We start from the raw sequence: 23,663 nt of genomic DNA on the forward strand, positions 1-23,663 counted from the left end.
ACAACCATTCGGCCGGTCGTCGGTCTCACCTGCTGAAAGGGGAACACATGCGCAAGACGATGAAGCGGGGTCTGGCGTCGCTGCTGGGTCTCGCGACGCTGGGCACCGTGGCCGTCGCCACGGCCGCGCCGGCCCAGGCCGCCGTGAGCGACTGCCCGGCGGGCTACTTCTGTGCCTGGACGCAGGAGAACGCGAAGGGGTCGATGCTCAAGACGAAGACGAACATGGCCACGATGGGTTCGTGGGGCACCCGGTTCGGCTCGTACATCAACCGCACGTCCGTGTACGCCTGCATGTACGAGTCCACGGACTACAAGGCGTACGAGGGCTACTGGTCGGAGAAGCCGTCGGCCAACGGCTCCTGGACCACCGGGCCGATGACCAGCATCGCCTCGCTGAAGTTCGTCCGGACGGACCGTGAGTGCTCCCGGCCGGCCTACCCCTCGTGGTACGCGGAGACGTCCCCCACGACGGCCGGTTTCGGTGATCTGAACCGCGACCGCAAGGCCGACGCCCTCGTACGGGACCTCGTGGGCCGACTGTGGTTCCTGCCCGGCGACGGCTCGGGCCGACTGGTCGGCTCCGGCGGCTGGAACGCCATGGACGCGTTCGTGCGCCACGGGGACCTCACCGGCGACGCCCGCGAGGACCTTGTCGCCCGCGAGCGCTCGACCGGCAAGCTGTGGCTGTACCCCGGCTCGGGGACCGGCGGGATCGGCACGCGCAAGCTCATCGGCGCGGGCGGCTGGAACGGCGTGGGCCGGATCGCCGGCGTCGGCGACCTGTCCCGCGACGGCCGCGCCGACCTGGTGGCCGTCGAGAAGTCCACGGGCAGGCTCTGGCTCTACCCCGGCACCGCCTCCGGCGGCCTCGGTGCCCGCAGGCTGATCGGCTCCGGCGGCTGGAACGCCATGAACGCGCTCGTCGGCCCCGGCGACACGACCGGCGACGGCCGCGTCGACCTGATCGCCCGGGAGAGCGCCACGGGCAAGCTCTGGCTGTACCCCGGCACCGCCTCCGGCGGCATCGGCTCCCGCAGGCTGATCGGCTCCGGCGGCTGGAACGCGATGGACACCTTCCTCGCGGTGGGTGACACCACCGGTGACGGCCGTCCCGATCTCTCGACCGTCACCAACAGCGCTTACGTCATCGACGGCGTCCGGGGGCACCCGGGATGGCTGGTCGGCTACCGCGGCCTCGGCACCGGCGGCTTCGCGGCCGGCACCCGGAACGACGGCGAATGGTGGGGCCTCAACGGCGTCTTCTGACCCACCGGCGGTGATCCGCTACTCCGCGGGCCAGGGCACCTCGGGCGACCGGTAGTAGTCGATGCCCAGGGCGTCGAACCTCGGGGCCTGTTCCGCGAGGCGGACCTTGTACGTGTCCCAGTCGTGGGCCGCCGCCGGTGACCAGCCCAGTTCCGCCAGGCCCGGCAGCCGCGGAAAGGCCATGACGTCCAGGTCGTCCGTGGTGGCCAGGGTCTCCGTCCAGAGCGGGGCCTCGACGCCGCGGACGCTGTCCGCCGGGGCGCCGGCGAGGTAGGCGGCCGGGTTCCAGTCGTAGGACCTGCGGACCTCCACGTAGCCCGCCCAGGCGAGGCCGAGCTTGGTGTCCTTCGTGTACTTCATGTCGAGGTACGTGCGGTCGGCCGGGGAGAGGATCAGGCCGGTGCCGTTCCGGGCAGCGGCCGCGACCCGGTCCTTCTCCTCCGTGGGGGTGCGGTCGAGGCCCCAGTACTGGACGAGGGCGCCGTCCGCCGGGGTCGTGCCGGTCAGCTGGTGCCAGCCGACGACCTTCTTTCCGTACTTCGCGACGACGGGCTGCACCTTGTCCATGAAGGTCACGTAGTCCGCGTGGCTGGTGGAGTGCGCCTCGTCGCCGCCGATGTGGATGTACCGGCCGGGGGTGAGCGCGGCGATCTCGCGGATCACGTCGTCGACGAAGTCGTACGTGACGGGCTTCGGCACGCACAGGGAGCTGAAGCCGACCTTGGTGCCGGTGTAGAGCGGCGGGGCGACGCCGTCGCAGTTGAGCTCGGCGTAGGAGGCCAGGGCGGCGTTGGTGTGGCCGGGGAGGTCGATCTCGGGGATCACCTCCTGGTAGCGGGAGGCGGCGTACCGGACGATCTCCTGGTACTGCGCCTTGGTGTAGAAGCCGCCGGGGCCGCCGCCGACCTCGGTGGAGCCGCCGTACGTGGTGAGCCGGGGCCAGGAGTCGACGGCGATGCGCCAGCCCTGGTCGTCGGAGAGGTGCAGATGGAGGGTGTTGACCTTGTAGAGCGCGAGCTGGTCGATGTACCGCTTCACCTCGTCGACGGTGAAGAAGTGGCGGGAGACGTCGAGCATGGCGCCCCGGTAGGCGTACCGCGGGGTGTCGGTGATGGTGCCGCCGGCGATCTTCCAGGGCCCGTTCTGGACGCTCTTGCGCTCGACGGCGGAGGGCAGCTGCTGGCGCAGGGTCTGGACGCCGCGGAAGAGCCCGGCGGGTTCGCGCGCGGTGAGGACGACGCCGTCGGGGGCCGAGCGGAGCCGGTATCCCTCGGCGCCGAGCTCGGTGTCCTCGGGGCTGAGGCGGAGCCGGATGCCGCCGCCGGCCGCCTGGTCGGCGACGACGGGCAGCGGGAAGCCGGTGGCGGGGCGGAGCAGTCCGGCGAGGTAGCGGCCGAGGTCCCGGATCTCGCGGTTCGTGTCGTCCACGCCGATGCGGGTGGTCAGGGTGAGCGTGTAGGGCTCGCCCTCGGGGGTGACGGAGGCGGGTACGGGCACGATGCGGCCGAGCGGGCGGACCTCGGGCTCGGCGGCGGCCGCGGCGTTCTTGCCGTCCGCCGTGCTGTCGGCGGCGGCCTCGCCGCAGCCGACACCGGCGGCGGCGACCAGGAGCAGGGATCCGATCAGGCGCGGAATCCTTCGGCGCTGTGTCACAGGCTGTCCCCTTCGGGCGTTGGATCAGGCGTTGGACGCGTCTGTCGAGTTCTATATCCGAACCGTCACCATGCGTACCGCCGAGGTACCCCCCGGTCAAGGTCTGGACCAATCACCCCGTATGACGGATGGATCATGGCACCCCTGCCCGATATCGGGCAGGATTCTTGCGAATGGAGACGGGTACCCCCCAATATTCATGGGTGCTCGAACGCCGCCCGTCGCACGACGACCTCATCGACCACCTGGTCCGCAGCACCGCGCTCCAGCGCGGTGAGGCCGCCCGGGTGGTACTCGATGTGCTGGCGTACTTCGACGAGACGACCGAGGAGTTCGTTCGCCGCAGACACCGCGAACTGCAGTCGGGCGGGGCCGTGAACGCCGAGATCTTCGAACGGATCTCGGCGGAACTGCCCCACCGGGCCGTGGCGCCACCGGAGCTCTCGCTCCGCCAACTGCGCCGCATCGTCTACGGCTGAGTCACGAACGACACGGCGAGCACACTCACCAACCTGGAGGGGTTTCACCTTTATGTGCGGAATTGTCGGTTACATCGGAAAGCGCGACGTCGCCCCCCTGCTCCTTGAGGGCCTGGCACGTCTGGAGTACCGGGGATACGACTCGGCCGGCATGGTCGTCACCAGCCCGAAGGCCTCCGGCCTGAAGATGGTGAAGGCCAAGGGTCGCGTCCGTGACCTGGAGGCCCGCGTCCCCAAGCGCTTCACCGGCACCACCGGCATCGCCCACACCCGCTGGGCCACCCACGGCGCGCCGAGCGACATCAACTCGCACCCGCACATGGACCCCGAGAACAAGGTCGCGGTCGTCCACAACGGCATCGTCGACAACGCCCAGGAGCTCCGCGCCAAGCTGGAGGCCGACGGCGTCGTCTTCGCCTCCGAGACGGACACCGAGGTCATCACCCACCTCATCGCCCGCTCCCAGGCCACCACCCTGGAGGAGAAGGTCCGCGAGGCGCTCAAGGTCATCGAGGGCACCTACGGCATCGCCGTGATGCACGCCGACTTCAACGACCGCATCGTCGTGGCCCGCAACGGCTCGCCGGTCATCCTCGGCATCGGCGAGAAGGAGATGCTCGTCGCCTCCGACGTCGCCGCCCTGATCGCCCACACCCGCCAGGTCGTCACCCTCGACGACGGCGAGATGGCCACCCTGAAGGCCGACGACTTCCGTACGTACACGACCTCGGGCGCGACCACCACCGCCACCCCGGAGACCGTGGAGTGGGAGGCCGCCTCGTACGACATGGGCGGTCACGACACGTTCATGCACAAGGAGATCTCCGAGCAGCCCGACGCGGTCGACCGCGTGCTGCGCGGCCGGATCGACGACCGCTTCTCCACCGTGCACCTGGGCGGTCTGAACCTGGACCCGCGCGAGGCCCGCACCATCCGCCGGATCAAGATCCTCGGCTGCGGCACCTCGTACCACGCCGGTCTCATCGGTGCCGGACTCATCGAGTCCATGGCCCGCATCCCCGCCGACGCCGAGCCGGCCTCGGAGTTCCGCTACCGCAACCCGGTCGTGGACCCCGACACCCTCTACATCGCCGTCTCCCAGTCCGGTGAGACCTACGACGTGCTCGCCGCCGTCCAGGAGCTGAAGCGCAAGGGCGCCCGCGTCCTCGGCGTGGTCAACGTGGTCGGCTCCGCCATCGCCCGTGAGGCCGACGGCGGCGTGTACGTCCACGCCGGCCCCGAGGTCTGCGTCGTCTCCACCAAGTGCTTCACCAACACGGTCACCGCCTTCGCGCTGCTCGCCCTGCACCTGGGCCGCATCCGCGACCTGTCCGTCACCGACGGCAAGCGGATCATCGAGGGCCTGCGCAAGCTGCCCGCGCAGATCCAGGAGATCCTCGAGACCGAGGACGAGATCAAGAAGATCGCCGCGGAGTACGCCGGCGCCCAGTCGATGATGTTCATCGGCCGCGTCCGGGGCTACCCCGTCGCCCTGGAAGCCTCCCTGAAGCTCAAGGAGATCTCCTACATCCACGCCGAGGCCTACCCGGCCTCCGAGCTGAAGCACGGCCCGCTCGCCCTCATCGAGCCGGCCCTGCCGACGGTCGCGATCGTCCCCGACGACGACCTGCTCGAGAAGAACCGCGCCGCCCTGGAGGAGATCAAGGCCCGCAGCGGCCGCATCCTCGCGGTCGCGCACCAGGAGCAGGCGAAGGCAGACCACACCATCATCGTGCCGAAGAACGAGGACGAGCTGGACCCGATCCTGATGGGCATCCCGCTCCAGCTCCTCGCCTACCACACGGCGCTCGCCATGGGCCGCGACATCGACAAGCCGCGCAACCTGGCCAAGTCCGTCACGGTCGAGTAGCAGCGACCTCGGGGCCTGTCCCCCCGAGCCGCGCCGCCGGGCCTGTCCCCCGGAGGTTCGACCGGACACGAAGCGGTCCCCCCGTGCATCCCAGGTGCACGGGGGGACCGCTTTCTTGCGCGCTCGTACGGTCAGCTCGTCGCGGCCGCGCCGCGGTTCGCCCGGCCGAGTGCGGTCGGCCAGCCGGCCACCGCCGCCGTCGCGCCGTACCAGGCGACCAGACCGGCGACGGCCGCCACCCAGCCGCCCGCCTTCGCGAGCCCGCCGTTGTCGGCGAGCGCTCCTATGCCGAGCAGCAGCAGCGCCACGAACAACAGCCCGTACACGCCCTGTCCGAACAGTCCGCTGCCCGAGGCGGCCAGCGTCAGCGTGAGCGCCAGGAGCGCCCACAGGAGCAGGAAGACGCCCACGGCGTCGGCGGACGCGCCGCCGCCGGCCGCGGTGCCCCAGGTGAACCAGAAGGCGCCGAGCGCCGCGAACGCCGTGCCCTCACTCTTGTCGCCCGCGCGGAGGGCGAGCAGACCGACGAGGAAGAGCGTCACCCCGCCGACCCAGGTGGCGAGGCCCGCGGCATCCGCTGCCGCGACGTTGTCGATGACACCGGTGCCGCCCAGGCCGAAGGCCAGCAGGGTCAGTCCGAGTGCGAGGTGGCCGAGAGTGGAAGTGGTGTTTCCCGCGGCGACTTCATTGTTCACGGCGGGCTCCCTTCAAGTGCGCAGGTGTACTGCGTGAGCTGCTGTGTTCCGGTGACGCTTATGTACCCTTCACAAGCGCACAATTCACCTGAGTAAGGCCGAATTTATGGCGTGATGACGTCAGTTGAGAAGGAGACCTGACGGGCCGTACGGGACGGGAGTGGCCCTTGTGCGCGACGGGAGTGGTTCTCGTACGCGCCGGAAGGGGTCCTCGTGCGCGACGGAAGGGGTTCTCGTACGCCTACGGGATGACGATCACGGGCCGCTGGGCGCGGCGCGCGAGGCGGCCGGCCACCGAGCCGAAGATCCGGCCGACGATCCCGTGCGTGGAGCCGACCACGATCGCGTCGGCCGAGTACTCCCGGCCGACCTCCTCCAGCTCGTGGCAGATGTCGCCACCGCGCTCGACGAGGATCCAGGGCACCTCGGAGAGGTGCTCGGCGCAGGCCAGCTCCAGGCCGAGGACCTCGGTCCGGTGATCGGGCACGTCGACGAAGACGGGGGGCTCGCAGCCGGCCCACACCGTGGTGGGCAGCCTGTTGGCCACGTGCACGATGATCAGGCCCGAGCCGGAGCGCCTGGCCATGCCGATGGCGTACGCGAGGGCGCGCTCACTGGACGTGGAGCCGTCGAAGCCGACGACGACACCGTGCCGGAACGCCGGGTCGCAGGCGTGACGTGGCTGTTCTACCGCGAGGGGGTCGACCGTGGAATCGGCGACGCGCTTGCGGTCCGCGGGTTCGGGGAATTCGTGACCGGCCATCGGTGTCTCGGCGAAGAGAGTCCTCGTGGGAAGGGACGGGGAACGGAGGGGGCGGAACAACGGGTGGCGGCGGAGCTGTGTCCGGGAATCATCTTCCCAAGCCCATACCCCCAAGGGTACGGCGACACTCCTCTCCTGCCCAGAGCCCGCCGTGCCACTCCCCGGCGTGCGCCCCGCTCGCGCGCGGCGTTCCAGGGAGCATGCACGAGCGGCTCGGGATCTGGCAATGCCGGTTGTGCCCTACAGGTGTCCGTACGGGGGCCAAACGGACGTCGCCGAGAGTGACCGGAACGTTCCGCTTCTCGTTGCCACAGGTCCAGCCCACCGTCGCAGGGAGACCGCCCGTGCCCGCACCATCGACCGCCGCCGGCCAGACCCCCACCGCCCCCGCCGCCGCCCGCGCCACCGCGCTCGGAGGGCCCCGCGGCCGCCGACGGGCGCCCGTCCTCGGCCCGGCCGCCGCCGCCGGCCCGGATCCGGGCAGCGGTCGGGGAGCGGCGGGGACGGCCCCGCGCGCGGCGGCGGGTGGGGGGACGGGTGGCGGGGCCGGCGGGGCCGCCGCGGACCAGGCCGGTGACGTCGTGCGCTGGGCGGCCTTCTGCTGCGTCCTGGTCCCGGTGGTCCTGCTCGCCTACGGCAGCTCGCTCGGCGGCGCCGCCGGGACCGCGCTCGGCCTCGTCTCGGTGACGACGGCCTGCCGGGTGCTGCTGCGCCGCTCGGAGCGGGGGATGCGGAGCGAGGGCGTGCGCGGCAGGCGGCGCGGCCAGGACAGGTACTAGGTTTTCCGGGGGTGTAAATCGGCCCGAAACGGGGCACCCAGCGAGCCCGCCCCTCGTGGAGTTGACAGGTTCGTACACGCGAACCCATATGTTTTCAGCCAACTTCCATCCGTCGGCGAGTCCTTGGCGGAACGGTTGCCCAACCCCGGCGCCTGCACCCGAAAATGCCCCGCCCCAAGGGCTCGCACCCCCCGCGTACGGGGGTGTTCGCCACCCCACCCCGTCCCCCGGGGGCCGCTCGACGGAAGGCTTCGCGATCGATCGCTTCACGCCAAGTGGCCTTGTCGACAATCCACCGGATGGAGAACTTGTCACGCCGGCGCCATGGGACGCAGTAGATTCGATCATGGGTACCGAAGACTGGGGTCTCGTGCAAAACCGAGGGGAAACGTGCAGGAGCGACACGACCAGGGAGACGCGAACACCGAGGGGGGCTTAGCGTCATGAGCCAGGACTCCACCGCACCGGAGGCCGCACGGAAGCTGACCGGGCGCCGCCGTCGCGAAGTCGTCGCGGTGCTGCTGTTCAGCGGCGGCCCCATCTTCGAGAGCTCCATCCCGCTCTCCGTGTTCGGCATCGACCGGCAGGACGCCGGAGTGCCCCGCTACCGACTGCTCGTCTGTGCGGGCGAGGACGGACCGCTGCGGACCACCGGTGGACTCGAACTGACCGCGCCGTACGGCCTGGAGGCGATCAGCCGGGCGGGCACCGTCGTCGTCCCGGCCTGGCGGTCGATCACCTCGCCGCCACCGCCGGAGGCGCTCGAAGCGCTGCGCCGCGCCCACGAGGAGGGCGCGCGGATCGTCGGCCTGTGCACCGGGGCGTTCGTCCTCGCCGCGGCCGGCCTGCTCGACGGCCGTCCGGCGACGACGCACTGGATGTACGCGCCGACGCTCGCCAAGCGCTACCCGTCGGTCCACGTGGACCCCCGGGAGCTCTTCGTCGACGACGGGGACGTGCTCACCTCCGCGGGGACGGCGGCCGGAATCGATCTGTGTCTGCACATCGTGCGGACCGACCACGGCACGGAGGCCGCGGGCGCCCTGGCGCGCCGGCTGGTCGTCCCGCCGCGGCGCAGCGGCGGTCAGGAGCGCTACCTCGACAGGTCTTTACCTGAGGAGATCGGCGCCGACCCGCTGGCCGAGGTCGTCGCCTGGGCGCTGGAACACCTCCACGAGCAGTTCGACGTGGAGACCCTGGCTGCCCGCGCGTACATGTCACGGCGGACCTTCGACCGCCGGTTCCGCTCGCTGACCGGTTCGGCCCCCCTCCAGTGGCTGATCACCCAGCGGGTGCTGCAGGCGCAGCGGCTGCTCGAGACCTCCGACTACTCGGTCGACGAGGTCGCGGGCCGGTGCGGCTTCCGCTCGCCGGTGGCGCTGCGCGGGCACTTCCGGCGGCAGCTCGGCTCCTCGCCGGCCGCCTACCGGGCGGCGTACCGTGCGCGGCGGCCGCAGGGCGACACCGCCACGGCGGTGCTCGACCCGGTCGTGCCCGCCCAGGTCGTGGCCGGAATCCGGCGCCCGGTGTCCCCGCTGGACCAGGGGAAGCCGCAGTCCGACGCCTACGCTCCGGGGCGCCCCGCGCTCCCGGGCCAGCGCAGCGCGCCGTAGCGAGAAGACCGCCGCCGCCACAAGCGGCGCGCCGCAGGAACGACGGGCCCTCGGGGACATCTCCCCCGGGGGCCCGTCGGCGCGTCTCCGGGGCCCGTGCCGGCGGCCGGGGCCCCGGGATCCGCGTCGGCGGGCCGCCTCCCGTGCGCCGCGGCCGCGGGCCCGGGGGCGGCGCGACGCGGGTCCGGGGCGGCTCGGCCCGCTCCGACACGGGGAAGAGCCCCTAAGGTGGACGCATGAACGATCGCATGGTGTGGATCGACTGCGAGATGACCGGGCTCTCGCTGACGGACGACGCACTCATCGAGGTGGCCGCACTGGTCACCGACTCGGAACTGAACGTGCTCGGCGACGGGGTGGACATCGTGATCCGCCCGCCGGACAGGGCCCTGGAGACCATGCCCGAGATCGTGCGCCAGATGCACACGGCCTCGGGGCTGCTCGACGCGCTCGCCGACGGCACCACGCTCGCCGACGCGGAGGCCCAGGTCCTCGCGTACATCCGCGAGCACGTCAAGGAACCCGGCAAGGCGCCCCTGTGCGGGAACTCGGTCTCCACGGACCGCGGCTTCCTCGCCCGGGACATGCCCGCCCTGGAGAGCCACCTGCACTACCGGATCGTCGATGTCTCCTCGGTCAAGGAGCTGGCCCGCCGCTGGTACCCGAGGGCGTACTTCAACAGTCCGGAGAAGAACGGCAACCACCGGGCGCTCGCCGACATCCGCGAGTCCATCGCGGAGCTGCGCTACTACCGCGAGGCGGTCTTCGTCCCGCAGCCCGGCCCCGACTCGGACACCGCGAAGAAGATCGCGGCCCGGCACGTCGTCCCGGCCGAATAATCCCCTCCGCGCAGGGCCGCTCGTGCCCGCACATCAATGCGGGCGCGAGCACCCTCCAGGACCCTGTAGACTTCTTCTCGGCCGGTCGGGGAAACCTTCGGGAAACCGCCGGTCATGGTGGGTATAGCTCAGATGGTAGAGCACCTGGTTGTGGTCCAGGATGTCGCGGGTTCGAGTCCCGTTACTCACCCTGTTGGTTCAGGCCCCGGTTCGAGACGAACCGGGGCCTGAGTCGTTGCCGCGCCCCTCATGACCCTTCAGGAGCCATGGGTGATGGTGCTGCTCGCGCTGGTCGCCGTCGTCGCGTGCGGCCCGGGGCTGCGTGGTGAGATCCGGAGCACACGCCTCGCGAGCTGTCCTGGCCCCTCGCCCCTCACTCGTTCGGACACAGGGGTGCGCGCCCCGGCCGGGAGGTGGGGTGGCTCCGGCCGGGGCGCGCGGTGTGGGGGGCGCGATGGCTCCTGGGGGACCGACGGGTCCGGGGGGCTACTTGTAGGCGGCGAAGGCCTTCGTGAAGGCCAGCGGCTGCTGGAGGATCGAGGAGCAGGTGGCGTCGGCGTAGTTCACCGCGCCGGCCGCGCACTGCTTGTCCCGGGTCGAGGACCACATCGAGAGCCAGCCGATGCCCTTGGACTTCGCGAAGTCGACGAGCTGGGTGGCGTCCTCGACCTTGAAGATCTCGCTCACGACGTCGTTGACGCCGATCATCGGGGTGACGGCGACGGCCTTCCAGGCGGCCGCGTCGGAGAGCCCGAGGACACCCTTGATCTGTGCCTGGGTCGCGGTCGCGGCCTGGATGGCGTACGTGCCCATGTCGGCGCTGTAGGCCGGCCCGTAGTCCATCGCCATGATGTTGACGGCGTCGATACGGACCCCGTTGCGCTTGGCGTCGGCGAGCAGGTCGACGCCCGGCTGGGTGAGGCCCTCGGGCATGACCGGCAGGGTGAAGGAGACGTTCAGGCCGGGGTGGGACTTCTGGAGCTGGGCGATCGCCTGCGAGCGGCGGGTGTTGGCGGCGGTGTCCGGCAGGGCCGCGCCCTCGACGTCGAAGTCGACCTTGGTCAGCTTGTACTGGTCGATGACCTTGCCGTACGCGGCGGCGAGCGCCGAGGACGAGGAGCAGTTCAGGGCCAGCTCGTGCCCGGCGGCGCCGCCGAAGGAGACCCGGACGTCGCCGCCCTTGGCGCGCAGGGCGCCTATCTGGGCGGCGACCTTGTCGTTCGCCAGGTCGGTGACCCCGCCCCAGAGCGGGGCGCAGGAGCCGCCGGAGGTGATGAAGGCGAGGTTGAACTCCTTCACACCGGTGGCGTCTGCGGTCGCGAGGAGGTCGTACGCCGGGTAGAGCGAGGTGTCGACGTAGGGGGCGTACCTGGCGGCGGTGACGGGGCCGCCGGTCGCGGTCGCCGTGGGGGTGGGGGTGGCCGTGGGGGTGGGGGTGGCCGTGGGCTTGGGGGGAGCCGTGGTGGTGGCGGTCGGCTTGGGGCTGGTGGTGGCCGTGGCGGTCGGCTTCGGCGTCGCCGTGGGCGTGGGGGCGGTCGTGGTGGGGCGGCCGCTGGGGGTGGGGGCGGTGCCTCCGGCGGAGCAGGCCGCCTTGTTGATCAGGCAGTTGGAGGGGTCGCCGGCCTGTCCGGCGGCGGAGGTGACGAAGCCGACGGTGACGGACTGGCCGGGCGCGAGCTGCTTGTTCCAGGTGGCGGGCTTCACGGTGACGTGGCCGCCGGAGACGGTGTGCTCGCCGTTCCAGAGGGAGCCGATGGTCGTGCCGGCCGGGAGGTCGAACTCCAGGGTCCAGTCGGACTGGGCGGCGGGGGTCTCGTTGGTGACGACGTACTGCCCGGTGTAGCCGCCGGTCCAGGAGCTGGTCCTGGTGTACGCGGCGCCGACCGCCGCGGCCTGGGCCGTACCGGTGAGCGCGAAAGCGGCGCCGCCGACGACCGCGGCGGCGACGACCGCTCCGACGACCTTGGTCCTGGTGCTCGCCCTGCGCCGGTGCGAACTGGTGCCCATCGCGTGCCTGCCTCTGCGTACTGGGGGGTGGGGAGGGGGTGCGGCAGCACGCTAGCGACCGGGAAACGGACAAACCGGCGTCCGGGGACGCGGGTGGGGATCCTTAGGCTCCGCTTAAGGAAGGCATCGGAACCACGAAAGGTTGGGGGTGCGACCGAGCGGCCGACACCGGTCCGGGGTGCGGCCGACGTCGATCCGGGGAGCGAACGGCGGCCGGCCCGGGGCACGAACGGCGGCCGGCCCGGGGCACGAACGGCGGCCGGTCCGTCGGAGCCGCCGGCGGCCGGTGCCGGTCAGCCCTCGGCGGCCCTGCGGCTGCCGGTCCCCCCGCGCCTCCGGCGGGCCGGGCGGTGGCCTCGGCGGCCGGTCGCACCGCCCGTGCGGCGCCCGTCGAGGCCGATCCAGATCCGGACCTCCGTGCCCCCGAGCACCGAGTGCCCGATGCGGACGTCGCCGCCGGTGGTCTCCGCCATCCGCCGCACGATGTCCAGGCCGAGGCCCGTGGAGCCGTCCCTGGCGCCGCTGTTGCCGCGGGCGAGCGCGGCGGCCGGGTCGGCGATGCCGGGGCCCGCGTCGGAGACGAGGACGATGACGGCGTCCTCGCCGTTGTGGACGTCGATCGAGAAGGCCGTGCCCTCGGGGGTGTGCCGGAAGACGTTGCCGAGCAACGCGTCGAGGGCGGCGACGAGTTCGGGCCGGGCGACCGGGATGCGGACCGGGCGCTCGACGCCCGCGACGCGGACCCGGCGACCCTCGTCCTCGGCGAGCGCCGACCAGAACTCCATGCGCTCGCGCACGACTTCGGCGGCGTCGCAGCCCGCACCGGGACCGGTCGCCTGGGTCTGCGGCTTCGCGTCCCGGGCGGTCCGGATGATGATGTCGACCTCGCGTTCCAGCTGCTCGACGGCCGCGCGGGTCTGCTCGGCGGCCGGACCCGAGCCCAGCGAGGCCGCGTTGAGCCGCAGCACGGTGAGCGGGGTGCGGAGCCGGTGGGAGAGGTCGGCGGCCAGTTCCCGCTCGTTGGCGAGGAGCTGGACGACCTGGTCGGCCATCGAGTTGAACGCGACGGCGGCCGACTTGAGTTCGGGCGGCCCCTCCTCGGGGACGCGTGCGCCGAGCCTGCCCTCGCCGAGGTCGTGGGCGGCGCCGGCGAGCCGCTGCGCGGGCTGGACCATCCGGACGCCGAGCCGGTCGGCGACGGCGACGGAGCCGACGATCAGGGCGATGCCGACGCCGGCGAGGACCAGCCAGGCGGTGGCGACACCGTTGGACACCTCGCCCTCGGGGACGAAGAGTTCGACGACGGCGACCTCGCCGCTGCTGAGCGCGGTGGGCTGGAGCAGCGCGAAGCCGCCCGGCACCTCGGCGATGGAAGCCCGGCCGAGCCGGCGGGTGGCGGCCAGCTCTTCCTCGCCGGCCCGCCGGGTGCCGATCTCCAGGCCCGGGTCGCCGGGTTCGGCGGCCGGCACATGGACGGCGAGCCGCCCGGCGGCCCCGTCCTCGGTGGTGGCGACGGCCTTGTCGAGCTCCTCGCGGTCGGTGGTGATGGCGAGCACGGGGGCCAGGCCGGCGGCCCGCCGTTCGGCGTTGGAGAACGCCCGGTCGCGGGCCATCTCCTTGACGACGAGCCCCAGGGGTACGGCGAAGGCGACGACGACCATGACCGTGACGGCGAGCGACACCTTGACGAGCGCCCATCTCACGGCTGGGGCTCCCGGGGCGGCTCCAGCTTCACGCCGACCCCCCGCAGGGTGTGCAGATAGCGGGGCCGGGCGGCCGTTTCGCCCAACTTCCGCCGCAGCCACGACAGATGGACGTCGATGGTCTGGTCGTCCCCGTACGACTGCTGCCACACCTCGGCGAGCAGTTCCTTGCGCGGGACGACGACGCCGGGCCGCCCGGCGAGGAAGGCCAGCAGGTCGAACTCGCGCCGGGTCAGGTCCAGGGGCGCCCCGTCGAGTTCCGCCTGCCGGCGCAGCGGGTCGACGGTCAGCCCGCCGACCCGGATCACCCGCGGCGGCGGTGCCTCGCCCGCGGCGGACCGGGCCCGGCGCAGGACGGCGGCCATCCGGGCCGAGAGGTGGTCGACCGAGAACGGCTTCACGAGGTAGTCGTCGGCGCCGGCGTGGAGGAGCCGTACGATCTCCGCCTCGTCGTCCCGGGCGGTCGCGATGATCACCGGTACGTCGGTGATCCCGCGCAGCATCTTGAGCGCCTCCGACCCGTCCAGATCGGGCAGTCCGAGGTCCAGGATGACCACGTCGAACCGGAAATGGGCGACCTCGCGCAGCGCCTCCAGGGCCGTACCGACGCTCCGTACCGTGTGGGAGGCCTCGGAGAGCCGGCGGATGAGGGCGGAGCGCACGAACTGGTCGTCCTCGACCACGAGCACACTTGCCATGGGCCGCACCGTACGCCATTCGGGGGAATGTGAGGCAAGGAGCACCCTGCGGTGAGGGCGGGGCCGGTGTGGTGCAGTATGGCCCGGATGCGAAGAGGACTCGTTCACGCCCTGGCCTGGTCGCTCGCCACCGGTGCGGCGGTCACGCTCTCCTGGTGGGGAGTGCACACGGTCATGTCCGGGACGGTGTACGACCCCCCGCGCGCGCTGCCCCTCCCGGCCGGCAGCGCCGGTGAACCGGACACGGCCGGCAGTGATCCGCTGTCCTCCTCGACCCACCGGCCCGAGACCGTCGAGCCCACCGCGGCCGTCACGAGGAAGCCGGCACCGAGCGGTGACCGTTCGGCCCCGGCCACCCCGTCCACGACGCCCTCGCGGACGGCGAGTCCGACGACGCAGGCGCCCCCCGCCACCCCGCCGGCCGCCGACTCGAACGTGAAGACCTACACGGTGGACGGCGGCCGGGTCACCTTCGACCTGGGTGAGAACGCGGCCGAGCTGGTCTCCGCGATCCCCGCCTCCGGCTGGCAGATGCAGGTGTGGAAGCAGCCGAGCTGGATCCGGGTCACGTTCACGGCCAACGGCCGTGAACTGTCCGTCTTCTGCGTCTGGCACGACACCGCGCCCCGCGTGGAGATCGACGACCGCGCGGTCTGACCCGGCACGCCGGCCGGCCGGTCAGCGGAAGACGGAGGCGGGCGGTACGGGTGAGGGCTTGGCGCTCGCGTCGGTGACCGGCGCCGCTCCCCCGGCGAAGTCGGCGAGGGCCCGCCCGTGTTCGACCCGGCCCGGGTGCGGGTCGGTGGCGACCCGGCGGGTCAGCTCCGCCACCGGCAGTTCCCGGTCGGAGGCGAGCAGCACCGCGTTGCCGAAGCGGCGGCCGCGCAGCACCGTCGGGTCGGCGGCGAGCGCCAGCTCGGGGAAGACGGCCGCGGCGGTGGCGATCTGGCCGCGGAGATGCGTCAGCGGCGGGCCGTCGGCCAGGTTCGCGGCGTAGCAGCCGCCGGGCCGCAGCACCCGCCGCACCTCGCCGAGGAACTCGGTGCTGGTCAGATGCGCCGGGGTACGGGCGCCGCTGAACACATCGGCGATGACGAGGTCGGCCCAGCCGTCCTGGACCTTGGCGAGCCCGGCGCGGGCGTCGGTGGAGCGGACCCTTATCCGGGCTCCGGCGTCGAGCGGCAGCTCCCGGCGGACGAGCTGCACGAGGAGCGCGTCGAGTTCCACGATCTGCTGGGTGGAGCGGGGCCGGGTCGCGGCGACGTACCGGGCGAGGGTGAAGGCGCCGCCGCCGAGGTGGACGACCTGCAGCGGCCGGTTCGGCGGGGCGACGAGGTCGGCGATGTGGCCGAGGCGCCGCTGGTACTCGAAGGTGAGGTGGGCCGGGTCGTCGAGGTCCACATGGGACTGCGGGGCGCCGTCGATGAGCAGCGTCCAGGCGCGGGGGCGCTCCCGGTCGGGTATGAGTTCGGCGAGCCCGCCGTCGACGGTCTCGACGACGGAGGCGGCGGACGCCGCCCGGTCGCGCTGTTTGTTCCTGGCCACGGGCCCATTATCGGGGCATTCGCCCCGGCCCCGCCCGACGGCCCAGGGACCGCGCGGCGGGACTCGCGCGGCCGCCCTCAGTGGCAGCCGTCCGCGGCCTCGATGAGCCGGGCCGCCTCGCCGAGCGCCTCGCGCAGGACGACGGGATCGGTGACGGGGTCGGTGTCGCCGGGAGGCAGCAGCCAGCCGGCGGGGCGGGGCGCGTCCCCGGTGGGTTCGGGCAGCTCCGGCAGCTCGGGGAGGCGCAGGCCGCGGCCCGAGGTCCGGGTACAGGCGCTGCCGGGCATGTCCCAGGCGGCGGCCGTGCCGGGCGGGACGAGGAAGCCGAGGGTGTCGCAGGTGCCGTCGTGGACGACGGGGCCGACGGCGGGGGCGGCGCCGCGGCGCAGGATGTCGACGGCTTCGAGACCCTGCCGGACGGGCACGGTCACCAGGTCCCAGGGTTCGGCCGGCTGCTGGGCCGCGGCCGGAACCGGACTCCTGTCCTGGGGGGTGGTCCGGGACGCGTGGGCGTCCGGGGCGGGCGCCTGGCGCGTGGCCGACTGGGAACCGATCTCCGACATGGGACCCCTCCTCGCTCCTGAGGAGACACGTTCCGTCTCTCCCTTACGGTTCAACGCCCGTGCGCGTCAACGGCTACGGCGCCATGCCGCCGCAAAGGATGGCAGTTCATGGCAGATCGCAGGCGAGATATCCGATTTGTAGCCAAACTCTGCGTACGCATCCGGTCACAGCAGGTACGTTCTTGCCGCCGGACCACCCGGCAGCACAGGAGAGGGCTCGGCCATGGCGATGTCACGGGCAGTTCCCAATCTCGCCTTCCGCCGGCTCCGCGGACAGCATTCGCCGGCGGAGTTCGCCGCGGCGGTCCGCCGGGCGGCGCGGGAGATCGGCGAACAGGTCGCGTGTGACGCCCGCTACATCGGGCGCGTGGAGGCGGGCGAGATCCGTTGCCCCAACTACGCGTACGAGCGGGTCTTCCTGCACATGTTCCCCGGTCTGGGTCTCTCCGACCTGGGCTTCTCCGCGCGGGAGACGGTGCGCGGCCGGCGTCAGCCGGTCGCGGCCGGGGCTCCGGCTCCCGCGGCACTCCCGACCCGGAACGATGAGGAGAGCGACGTGCTGCGTCGCGCATTCATGACGAGCGGCTCCGCCACCCTGGCGGCCGCCTCGCTGGCACTCGGCGGCCCCGCCGTCGCGATCCCCGCCCCCCGTGGCACCCACCGGATCGGCGAAGCCGAGGTGCGGGCCGTCGAGGACGCCGTGCGGCAGATCCGTCTGCTCGACGACCGGCACGGCGCCGACGGGCTCTACAAGGTCGCCGCCCACCCGCTCCGGGCCGCGTACGCGCTGCTCGACACGGGCACCATGACCCGCCGCTCCACCGAGGACCGGCTGCACGCGGGCGCGGGCGAGCTCTCCCTCTCGGTGGGCTGGCTGGCCCACGACTCGGGCCGGCACGACGACGCCCGCTCGCACTACGCCGAGGCCCTCGCCACCGCGCGCGTGTCGGGGAACGCGGCCCTGGAGGCGCACGCCTTCTGCAACACGTCCTTCCTCGCCCGGGACACCGGCCGGTTCCGCGAGGCGGTCCGGGCGGCGCAGGCGGGGCTGCGGGCCGCGCAGCCGCTGGACTCGGCACGGCTGCTGTCGCTGCTCTCGCTGCGGGAGGCCGCCGCGTGGGCCGGGCTGGGCGACCGGTCGGCCTGCGAGCAGGCCCTCGGCCGCGCCCACGGCTTCTTCGACCGGGGCGCGGCGGACGACGACCCCGAGTGGATGTCGTTCTTCGGGGAGCCGGAGCGGGAGGCCCTGGAGGCCCAGTGCTGGTCGGCGCTGGGCGACTGGGGCCGGGCGGCCCGGCACTCCCACCGGGCCACGGTCCTGCAGAACCCGCACTTCGCGCGGAACCTGGCTCTCTACCGCGCCCATCTCGCCAAGAACCTGGCGCACGCGGGCCGCCCGGACGAGGCCGCGGCGGAGGCGAAGCGGGTGGTGGACTCCCTGGAGGGCATCGCCTCGGCCCGGATCCGCAGGATGCTCGTCGACACCCGCCGGGCGCTGGCCGCGTACTGACCTCCGCCGGGAGCTACTGCTCCAGGTGCCCGGTGTCGTTCCAGCGCTCGATCGCGGGGGCGCCGTACGCCCAGCCCAGGACGGACAGGCTCGTCGGGTCGAGGCGGATGCGGGAGGCGAAGGAGACGTCCTCGCCGAGCCAGCGGGCGCCGATCGACCGCAGGATGTGGCCGTGCGCGAAGACCAGGACGTCACGGTCGGCCGAGCGGGCCCAGTTCACGATCTCGTCGGCGCGGTCCGACAGTTGCGCCAGGGTCTCGCCCTCCGGCACTCCGTCGCGCCAGATGAACCAGCCCGGCCGGATGTCCTGGATCTGCGGCGGGGTCAGCCCCTCGTACGCCCCGTAGTCCCACTCCATCAGCGCGTCCCAGGGCTCCGCCCGCTCGCCGAAACCGGCGATCCCGCAGGTCTCGCTCGCGCGGACCAGGGGGCTCGTGCGCACCTCCATGTCCGGCAGTCCCTGCCAGGGGCCGCGGTGGAGACGCTCGCCCAGGAGCTTCGCGCCGCGCCGCCCCTCGTCGAGCAGCGGGATGTCGGTCCTGCCGGTGTGCCGGCCGAGAAGTGACCACTCGGTCTGGCCGTGCCGGGCGAGCAGGATGCGCGGTGCCATGGGAAGGATCTCCAGGGGTTCACGGTGCGGACGTGCCGCTGTCCATCATCGCCCACGTGGATTCGCGGTGACATGCGGGCAACCCACGGGCGGCGTCCCGCGTCCCCTCCCCCGGGGCGATCACTGGTGGGGGGACCTTTTCGTATGCGCAAGCCACGCTGGTGGGCCGAATCGGCGCTGATCGGGGTCGTGTACGCGGCCTATTCGAGCGGGCGGCTGCTCGTCCGGGGCGACGAGGCCTCGGCCGTCGAGCACGGCCTCGCGATCCTGCGCCTGGAACGGCTCCTCGGGATCGACGCCGAGCACCCGCTGAACCGGCTGTTCACGGACGTGCCCGCGCTCGGGATTCCGGCGGACTTCGCGTACGCCTCGCTGCACTATCTCGTCACCCCGGCGATCCTGGTCTGGCTCTTCCGCCGCCGCCCCGCCCACTACCGGGCCGCCCGCACCTGGCTGATGCTCTCCACCCTGCTCGGTCTGGTCGGCTTCACCCTGCTGCCCACCTGCCCGCCGCGGCTGCTCGACCCGGCGCACGGCTTCACCGACACGATGGCGTACTTCAGCGCGTACGGCTGGTGGGGCGGGGAGGCCAGCGCGCCGCGCGGGCTCGGCGGTCTCACGAACCAGTACGCGGCGATGCCCAGCCTGCACGTCGGCTGGGCGCTGTGGTGCGGGGTGATGCTCTGGCGGTACGGGCGGACACCCGTCACGAAGGCGCTCGGAGTCGCGTATCCGCTGGTCACGACGGTGGTCGTGATGGGTACCGCCAACCACTATCTGCTCGACGCGGCCGCCGGCGCGGCCGTGATGGGCGCCGGTCTGCTCCTCACCCCGCCCGCGCTGCGGCTCGCCCGGCGACTGCGCGGGACGGCGGAAGCGCCCCCGGTTGTCAGTGCCGGATGCGAGACTTCCACGGGTGAGCGCATCCCTGGACAGCGGTCTGTCCCGACCTCCGCAGACGACACGTCGGCAGCTTCTCGCTGAGCTGCGCGGACCGGCCACCCCACCGCGTCCGCTGGACGCGCGGGCCCTCGCGGCGCTGGCCGCCAACCCCGGCTGCCGCCGCCGGGCCCTGCTCGACGGCGCGGGGGTCGACAAGTCCGCGCTGGCCGCGAAGCTCGGCTCGCCGGCCCCGTTCGGTCAGTCCCAGTTCGCGATCGTCCGGGGCAACTCCTTCGAGGCGAAGGTCAAGGCGGACGGCGGCCGCGAGCTGCTGCGGCTGATCGGCGTCGAGGAGCCGGGCACGGTGTCCGTGCCCGAGCTCGCGGCCGCCGGACCCGAGGGACGGGTGGCGCGCACGGCCCTCGCCCTGCGGGAGGCGACCGCGGCGGGGGCGTGGACGCTGCTCGACCATCCGCTGCTCGCCCTTGAGGTGGCCGGTTCGCCGGTGTACCTGGAGCCGGACGCGGTGGTGGTCCGTCCCGACGGGGGGTGGACGGTCGTGGAGATCAAGTCCTTCCCGATGGTCGACGGCGCGGCGGACGCGTCGAAGGTCGGCGCGGCGGCCCGGCAGGCCGCCGTGTACGTGCTCGCGCTGGAACGGGTGGCGGCGGTGACCGAGGGGGCGAAGGTCGCCCAGTCGGTGCTCCTGGTCTGCCCGAAGGACTTCTCCAACCTGCCGACGGCCTCGGTCGTCGACGTGCGCAAGCAGCGGTCCGTCACCCGCCGCCAGCTCGACCGGCTGACCCGGATCGACGAGATCGCGGCGGCCCTGCCGGAGGGCGTCAGCTTCGATGTGGCGGAGCGCTCGGCCGAGGAGCTGACGGCGGCCGTGGAGTGCGTGCCCCATCAGTACGCGCCGGAGTGCCTGGCCGCCTGCGAGCTGGCCTTCCACTGCCGGTCGCGGGCCCGGCAGGCGGACGCGGTGGAGACCCTGGGCCGTTCGGTACGGGGTGAGCTGGGCGGCCTGACGACGGTCGGCGCGGTCCTCGCGGCGGCGCGGGGCGAGGCGGGCGACCCGGACGACCCGGCGGTGGCGGCCCTGCGCCGGGCGCGGGCGCTGCGCGAGGAAGCACTGTCGGGAGCGGAGGCGCGCGCATGTCGCTGATCTCCACCCTCGCCCGCATGGAGGCCGTCGAGTCCGGCCGGGCGCAGCCCCTCGCGACCGTCCGGCACCGGCGGCTGTCCGAGCGGCCGCTGGTCCTCGTGCCGCTGACCACGGCCGGTGAGGCGGGCGCCCCGCTGGGCGCGCTCGTCGGCACCGACCCGGCGGAGCCGCGGCTCCTGGTGGTGGCCCAGCCCCGGGACCGCGACCTGCGGTTCGCGTTCCTCGCCGACCTGGCGGAGGAGGTCCTGCCGTACATCGACTCGTTCACGGAGGCCGTCGAGGCGGCGGAGAAGAGCGAGGTCGACCCCGAGACCGGCAAGAAGGTGAAGGTCGAGGTCGAGCTGTGCGCGGACGCGCCGCAGCTGATCGTGCCGAGCCGGGCGGGCATCGAGTACGTACGGCTGCTCGGGCGGTCGACGCGGTTCCGGCGGACGGCCGAGCAGGACCCGGAGACGCCGTTCCCCGCGCCGCCGCGCGTCCCACTGCTCGGGCGCTGGCTGACCCACTTCGGCGACCGGGCCCGGGTGCCCGGATCCTCGCTGCTGCTGTCGGCGACCGATCTCCTCAACCGGCACTGGGCGACCGGCCAGTCCTCTCTGGAGGACCAGCACCTGGGCGCGCTGCTCGCCTGGATCGATCCGTCCGACGGTGAGCCGGGCGCCGAGGCGGCGCTGCGGGCCGAGGCCGGGCGGGACGCCGAGGGGCAGTTGCTGTGCCCGCCCGCCGGTCCCGCCACCGATCCCGCCTTCGACAACCGGCTCCTCGCGCCGGCGATCGAGCGGTACGACCGGGCCCGGCAGGCCGTCGGCGCCGCCGAGGACGGCGAGGCGGCCGAGCGGGGACTCGGCGAACTGCACCGGGCCGAGCGGGAGCTGCGCCGGCTGGTCGCCTCGCAGATGAAGCCCACGTGGGACGCGGTGTGGCGGGCGGTCGGCCTGCTGCGGGAGCTGCCGGAGGGGGCCAGGGTCGAGGACCGCTGGACCCGCGACCGCTGGTCCTTCACGGCCCACCGGGACCGGGTCACCGCCGGTGAGCCGCCGCAGCCCCGCCGGGACGACGCGGTGACGGCGGCCCGCAAGCTCGCCGCGCGCGAGCAGGCGCAGGGCCAGCTGGAGGCGCAGGAGGCCCTCGACGATCCGCTGGTGCTCGCCGGACGGCGGCTGTCGGGCGAGGCGTTCACGGCCGAGGTGGCCGAGGTGACCATGGCGTGGACGGAGTCCAAGCGGCCCGCGCCGCGCCCGCTGCTCACGGTCCGCACCGAGGACCGCCCGCACCTGGGCGAGAAGGTCAAGGTGTACCGCTCGCTGGACGGGAAGCCGCAATCGGCGGAGTTCGTGCGGTACGAGGAGGACGGGGCCCTGCTGCTGCGCCTCCTCGACCGGATGGGCCGTTCGAAGGAGCCTGCGGAGGGCTCGGTGCCGGAGAAGGGCGAGCGGATCGCCTGGACGCTGTTCGAGCACGACCAGCGGGTCGGGCCGCAGCTGCCGGAGGCGGAGGAGACGCCCTGGACGCACGGCGGGCCTCCCCGGGCCGACGCCGTGGAACTGCCCGACGCCGTGACCGCGGAGGACGTGCTGTGACCGTGTTCGACCTCTCGGTGCCGCCCGTCGGCGACGCGGCGCCCTTCGACCCCTCGGCCGCCGCGGGCAAGGCGACGGCCGACATCCTCGCGGCCACCCTGCACGGCACCGCGCGCGGTGTCGTCGTGGACTCCCCGCCGGGCGCGGGGAAGTCGACGCTCGTGGTGCGGGCCGCGCTCGAACTGGCCGCGGCCGGCCGGCCCCTGATGGTGGTGGCCCAGACGAACGCGCAGGTGGACGACCTGGTCCTGCGGCTCGCCGAGAAGGAGCCGGACCTGGAGGTCGGCCGGCTGCACTCGAACGACAGCGACCCGTACGACAAGGCGCTCGACGATCTGGAGAACGTACGGAAGTCGGCGAAGGCCGGTGAGCTGACCGGGCTGCCCGTCGTCCTCTCGACGGCGGCCAAGTGGGCGCACGTGAAGAACGTCGAGCCGTGGGCGCACGCGATCGTCGACGAGGCGTACCAGATGCGCTCGGACGCGCTGCTCGCCGTGGCGGGGCTCTTCGAGCGGGCGCTGTTCGTGGGCGACCCCGGGCAGCTGGACCCGTTCTCGGTGGTGGGCGCCGAGCAGTGGGCGGGACTGTCGTACGACCCGTCGGCGAGCGCGGTCTCCACCCTGCTCGCGCACAACCCGGAGCTGCCGCAGCACCGGCTGCCGGTGTCCTGGCGGCTGCCCGCCTCGGCGGCGCCGCTGGTCTCGGACGCGTTCTACCCGTTCACGCCGTTCCGCAGCGGCACCGGGCACGGGGACCGGAAGCTCTCCTTCTCGGTCGCGTCGGACGGTTCGGGCCCCGACCGGGTCCTCGACGAGGCGGCGGAGTCGGGCTGGGGCCTGCTCGAACTGCCCGCCCGGCACACCCCCCGCACCGACCCGGAGGCGGTCGGCGCGGTCGCCGTGGTGGTGCGCCGGCTCCTCGACCGGGGCGGCGCCGCGGTCTCGGAGCGCTCGGAGACCCCCGTACCCCTGACGCCCGACCGGGTCGCGGTCGGGACCGCCCACCGCGACCAGGCGGCGGCGATCCGGGCGGCCCTCGCCGAACTGGGTGTCACGGGCGTGACGGTGGACACCGCGAACCGGCTCCAGGGGCGTGAGTACGACGTGACCGTCGTCCTCCACCCGCTGTCCGGGCGCCCCGACGCGACCGCCTTCCACCTGGAGACGGGCCGGCTGTGCGTCCTCGCGTCCCGGCACCGCCACGCGTGCGTCGTGGTCTGCCGGGCCGGTGTCACGGACCTGCTCGACGCGCACCCGTCGACCGAGCCGGTCCAGCTGGGCGTCGCCGTGTCGTTCCCGGACGGCTGGGAGGCGAACCACGCGGTCTTCTCCCACCTGGAGGAGCACAGGGTCCGCTGGACGCCCTCCTGACGCCCTCTTGCGGGGCGCGGGACAATGGAAGACGGCCCGGGGTTCCGGGCCGCCCGTGTGCGAAGAGCCGG

The 23,663-nt window shown here is 73.2% G+C and carries 21 protein-coding genes and 1 tRNA gene; 13 read left to right on the forward strand and 9 right to left on the reverse strand.

The window, feature by feature from the left end; genetic code table 11:
• The first annotated feature begins 47 nt into the window (after positions 1-47).
• Positions 48-1,268: an FG-GAP-like repeat-containing protein gene (locus ACIP8Z_RS15665; protein ID WP_402083460.1), complete on the forward strand. Its 1,221-nt coding sequence runs from the start codon at positions 48-50 to the stop codon at positions 1,266-1,268.
• An 18-nt stretch (positions 1,269-1,286) separates the two neighbouring features.
• Here the strand turns inward: ACIP8Z_RS15665 and ACIP8Z_RS15670 are convergent, their stop codons facing one another.
• Positions 1,287-2,921, reverse strand: coding sequence for a beta-N-acetylhexosaminidase (locus ACIP8Z_RS15670; RefSeq protein ID WP_402083462.1), 1,635 nt, complete (start codon positions 2,919-2,921; stop codon positions 1,287-1,289).
• A 203-nt stretch (positions 2,922-3,124) separates the two neighbouring features.
• Here ACIP8Z_RS15670 and ACIP8Z_RS15675 point away from each other — a divergent pair, with 203 nt between their 5' ends.
• Together ACIP8Z_RS15675 and glmS are read left to right on the forward strand one after the other, a co-directional pair.
• Complete coding sequence (locus ACIP8Z_RS15675; RefSeq protein ID WP_030324756.1) at positions 3,125-3,400, forward strand: hypothetical protein; 276 nt, start codon at positions 3,125-3,127, stop codon at positions 3,398-3,400.
• A gap of 52 nt (positions 3,401-3,452) precedes the next feature.
• Positions 3,453-5,270, forward strand: a complete 1,818-nt coding sequence (glmS, locus tag ACIP8Z_RS15680; protein WP_030324758.1) for a glutamine--fructose-6-phosphate transaminase (isomerizing) — start codon at positions 3,453-3,455, stop codon at positions 5,268-5,270.
• A 131-nt stretch (positions 5,271-5,401) separates the two neighbouring features.
• On the opposite strand, the gene ACIP8Z_RS15685 is transcribed toward glmS, so the two are convergent.
• Both ACIP8Z_RS15685 and ACIP8Z_RS15690 read right to left on the reverse strand, forming a co-directional pair.
• Positions 5,402-5,965: a GPR1/FUN34/YaaH family transporter gene (locus tag ACIP8Z_RS15685; RefSeq protein WP_402083464.1), complete on the reverse strand. Its 564-nt coding sequence runs from the start codon at positions 5,963-5,965 to the stop codon at positions 5,402-5,404.
• A gap of 241 nt (positions 5,966-6,206) precedes the next feature.
• On the reverse strand, positions 6,207-6,728 hold the full coding sequence (locus ACIP8Z_RS15690) for a universal stress protein (RefSeq protein WP_015033782.1): 522 nt from the start codon (positions 6,726-6,728) through the stop codon (positions 6,207-6,209).
• Between the two features lie 344 nt (positions 6,729-7,072).
• Here ACIP8Z_RS15690 and ACIP8Z_RS15695 point away from each other — a divergent pair, with 344 nt between their 5' ends.
• The 4 genes from ACIP8Z_RS15695 to ACIP8Z_RS15710 all read left to right on the forward strand — a co-directional run bounded on the left by ACIP8Z_RS15695 (position 7,073) and on the right by ACIP8Z_RS15710 (position 10,149).
• On the forward strand, positions 7,073-7,507 hold the full coding sequence (locus ACIP8Z_RS15695) for a hypothetical protein (protein ID WP_402083467.1): 435 nt from the start codon (positions 7,073-7,075) through the stop codon (positions 7,505-7,507).
• Between the two features lie 443 nt (positions 7,508-7,950).
• Complete coding sequence (locus ACIP8Z_RS15700) at positions 7,951-9,120, forward strand: helix-turn-helix domain-containing protein (RefSeq protein WP_402083470.1); 1,170 nt, start codon at positions 7,951-7,953, stop codon at positions 9,118-9,120.
• A 236-nt stretch (positions 9,121-9,356) separates the two neighbouring features.
• Positions 9,357-9,959: an oligoribonuclease gene (orn, locus tag ACIP8Z_RS15705; RefSeq protein WP_402083472.1), complete on the forward strand. Its 603-nt coding sequence runs from the start codon at positions 9,357-9,359 to the stop codon at positions 9,957-9,959.
• A 117-nt stretch (positions 9,960-10,076) separates the two neighbouring features.
• A tRNA-His gene (locus ACIP8Z_RS15710) sits at positions 10,077-10,149 on the forward strand.
• Positions 10,150-10,445: 296 nt separating this feature from the next.
• On the opposite strand, the gene ACIP8Z_RS15715 is transcribed toward ACIP8Z_RS15710, so the two are convergent.
• From ACIP8Z_RS15715 to ACIP8Z_RS15725, 3 genes are all read right to left on the reverse strand, one after another.
• Positions 10,446-11,966, reverse strand: coding sequence for a cellulose binding domain-containing protein (locus ACIP8Z_RS15715; protein ID WP_402083475.1), 1,521 nt, complete (start codon positions 11,964-11,966; stop codon positions 10,446-10,448).
• Positions 11,967-12,259: 293 nt separating this feature from the next.
• Positions 12,260-13,669, reverse strand: a complete 1,410-nt coding sequence (locus ACIP8Z_RS15720; protein WP_319309518.1) for a HAMP domain-containing sensor histidine kinase — start codon at positions 13,667-13,669, stop codon at positions 12,260-12,262.
• A complete protein-coding gene (locus ACIP8Z_RS15725) occupies positions 13,666-14,367 on the reverse strand; it encodes a response regulator transcription factor (protein WP_209494990.1) in 702 nt (233 codons plus the stop codon). The genes ACIP8Z_RS15720 and ACIP8Z_RS15725 overlap by 4 nt, the downstream gene beginning before the upstream one ends.
• A gap of 78 nt (positions 14,368-14,445) precedes the next feature.
• On the opposite strand from ACIP8Z_RS15725, the gene ACIP8Z_RS15730 reads away from it, so the two are divergent.
• Complete coding sequence (locus ACIP8Z_RS15730; protein ID WP_402083477.1) at positions 14,446-15,024, forward strand: hypothetical protein; 579 nt, start codon at positions 14,446-14,448, stop codon at positions 15,022-15,024.
• Between the two features lie 21 nt (positions 15,025-15,045).
• Here ACIP8Z_RS15730 and ACIP8Z_RS15735 read toward each other — a convergent pair whose 3' ends face one another.
• Entirely contained in the window at positions 15,046-15,912 is an 867-nt protein-coding gene (locus ACIP8Z_RS15735; protein WP_402083479.1) for a spermidine synthase, read from the reverse strand.
• Positions 15,913-15,989: 77 nt separating this feature from the next.
• On the reverse strand, positions 15,990-16,475 hold the full coding sequence (locus tag ACIP8Z_RS15740) for a hypothetical protein (RefSeq protein WP_402083482.1): 486 nt from the start codon (positions 16,473-16,475) through the stop codon (positions 15,990-15,992).
• 223 nt (positions 16,476-16,698) lie between these two features.
• Here ACIP8Z_RS15740 and ACIP8Z_RS15745 point away from each other — a divergent pair, with 223 nt between their 5' ends.
• Positions 16,699-17,985, forward strand: a complete 1,287-nt coding sequence (locus tag ACIP8Z_RS15745; protein ID WP_402083485.1) for a tetratricopeptide repeat protein — start codon at positions 16,699-16,701, stop codon at positions 17,983-17,985.
• Between the two features lie 13 nt (positions 17,986-17,998).
• Here the strand turns inward: ACIP8Z_RS15745 and ACIP8Z_RS15750 are convergent, their stop codons facing one another.
• Positions 17,999-18,595, reverse strand: a complete 597-nt coding sequence (locus tag ACIP8Z_RS15750; protein WP_319309523.1) for a histidine phosphatase family protein — start codon at positions 18,593-18,595, stop codon at positions 17,999-18,001.
• Between the two features lie 144 nt (positions 18,596-18,739).
• Between ACIP8Z_RS15750 and ACIP8Z_RS15755 the strand changes: the two genes are divergently transcribed.
• From ACIP8Z_RS15755 to ACIP8Z_RS15770, 4 genes are read left to right on the forward strand one after another with little or no spacing between them, the layout of a single operon-like run.
• A complete protein-coding gene (locus ACIP8Z_RS15755; RefSeq protein ID WP_402083488.1) occupies positions 18,740-19,579 on the forward strand; it encodes a phosphatase PAP2 family protein in 840 nt (279 codons plus the stop codon).
• A complete protein-coding gene (locus ACIP8Z_RS15760; protein ID WP_319309525.1) occupies positions 19,512-20,642 on the forward strand; it encodes a hypothetical protein in 1,131 nt (376 codons plus the stop codon). Before ACIP8Z_RS15755 ends, ACIP8Z_RS15760 begins: the two co-directional genes overlap by 68 nt.
• The gene (locus ACIP8Z_RS15765; protein WP_402083490.1) at positions 20,633-22,222 is read left to right on the forward strand and encodes a hypothetical protein; all 1,590 of its coding nucleotides are present in this window, start codon (positions 20,633-20,635) and stop codon (positions 22,220-22,222) included. The genes ACIP8Z_RS15760 and ACIP8Z_RS15765 overlap by 10 nt, the downstream gene beginning before the upstream one ends.
• A complete protein-coding gene (locus ACIP8Z_RS15770) occupies positions 22,219-23,592 on the forward strand; it encodes an AAA domain-containing protein (RefSeq protein ID WP_402083493.1) in 1,374 nt (457 codons plus the stop codon). Before ACIP8Z_RS15765 ends, ACIP8Z_RS15770 begins: the two co-directional genes overlap by 4 nt.
• Positions 23,593-23,663: the final 71 nt, after the last annotated feature.

It is taken from the genome of Streptomyces sp. NPDC088553, from assembly GCF_044752965.1.
Lineage (GTDB): Bacteria > Actinomycetota > Actinomycetes > Streptomycetales > Streptomycetaceae > Streptomyces.

Bases quoted from the DNA above. Each gene is read 5' to 3' on its own strand.
- ACIP8Z_RS15690 (WP_015033782.1), bottom strand. From the start codon at position 6,728: ATGGCCGGTCACGAATTCCCCGAACCCGCGGACCGCAAGCGCGTCGCC.
- ACIP8Z_RS15715 (WP_402083475.1), bottom strand. From the start codon at position 11,966: ATGGGCACCAGTTCGCACCGGCGCAGGGCGAGCACCAGGACCAAGGTC.
- ACIP8Z_RS15730 (WP_402083477.1), top strand. From the start codon at position 14,446: ATGGCCCGGATGCGAAGAGGACTCGTTCACGCCCTGGCCTGGTCGCTC.
- ACIP8Z_RS15745 (WP_402083485.1), top strand. From the start codon at position 16,699: ATGGCGATGTCACGGGCAGTTCCCAATCTCGCCTTCCGCCGGCTCCGC.
- ACIP8Z_RS15740 (WP_402083482.1), bottom strand. From the start codon at position 16,475: ATGTCGGAGATCGGTTCCCAGTCGGCCACGCGCCAGGCGCCCGCCCCG.
- ACIP8Z_RS15725 (WP_209494990.1), bottom strand. From the start codon at position 14,367: ATGGCAAGTGTGCTCGTGGTCGAGGACGACCAGTTCGTGCGCTCCGCC.
- ACIP8Z_RS15665 (WP_402083460.1), top strand. From the start codon at position 48: ATGCGCAAGACGATGAAGCGGGGTCTGGCGTCGCTGCTGGGTCTCGCG.
- glmS (WP_030324758.1), top strand. From the start codon at position 3,453: ATGTGCGGAATTGTCGGTTACATCGGAAAGCGCGACGTCGCCCCCCTG.
- ACIP8Z_RS15750 (WP_319309523.1), bottom strand. From the start codon at position 18,595: ATGGCACCGCGCATCCTGCTCGCCCGGCACGGCCAGACCGAGTGGTCA.
- orn (WP_402083472.1), top strand. From the start codon at position 9,357: ATGAACGATCGCATGGTGTGGATCGACTGCGAGATGACCGGGCTCTCG.
- ACIP8Z_RS15755 (WP_402083488.1), top strand. From the start codon at position 18,740: ATGCGCAAGCCACGCTGGTGGGCCGAATCGGCGCTGATCGGGGTCGTG.
- ACIP8Z_RS15700 (WP_402083470.1), top strand. From the start codon at position 7,951: ATGAGCCAGGACTCCACCGCACCGGAGGCCGCACGGAAGCTGACCGGG.
- ACIP8Z_RS15765 (WP_402083490.1), top strand. From the start codon at position 20,633: ATGTCGCTGATCTCCACCCTCGCCCGCATGGAGGCCGTCGAGTCCGGC.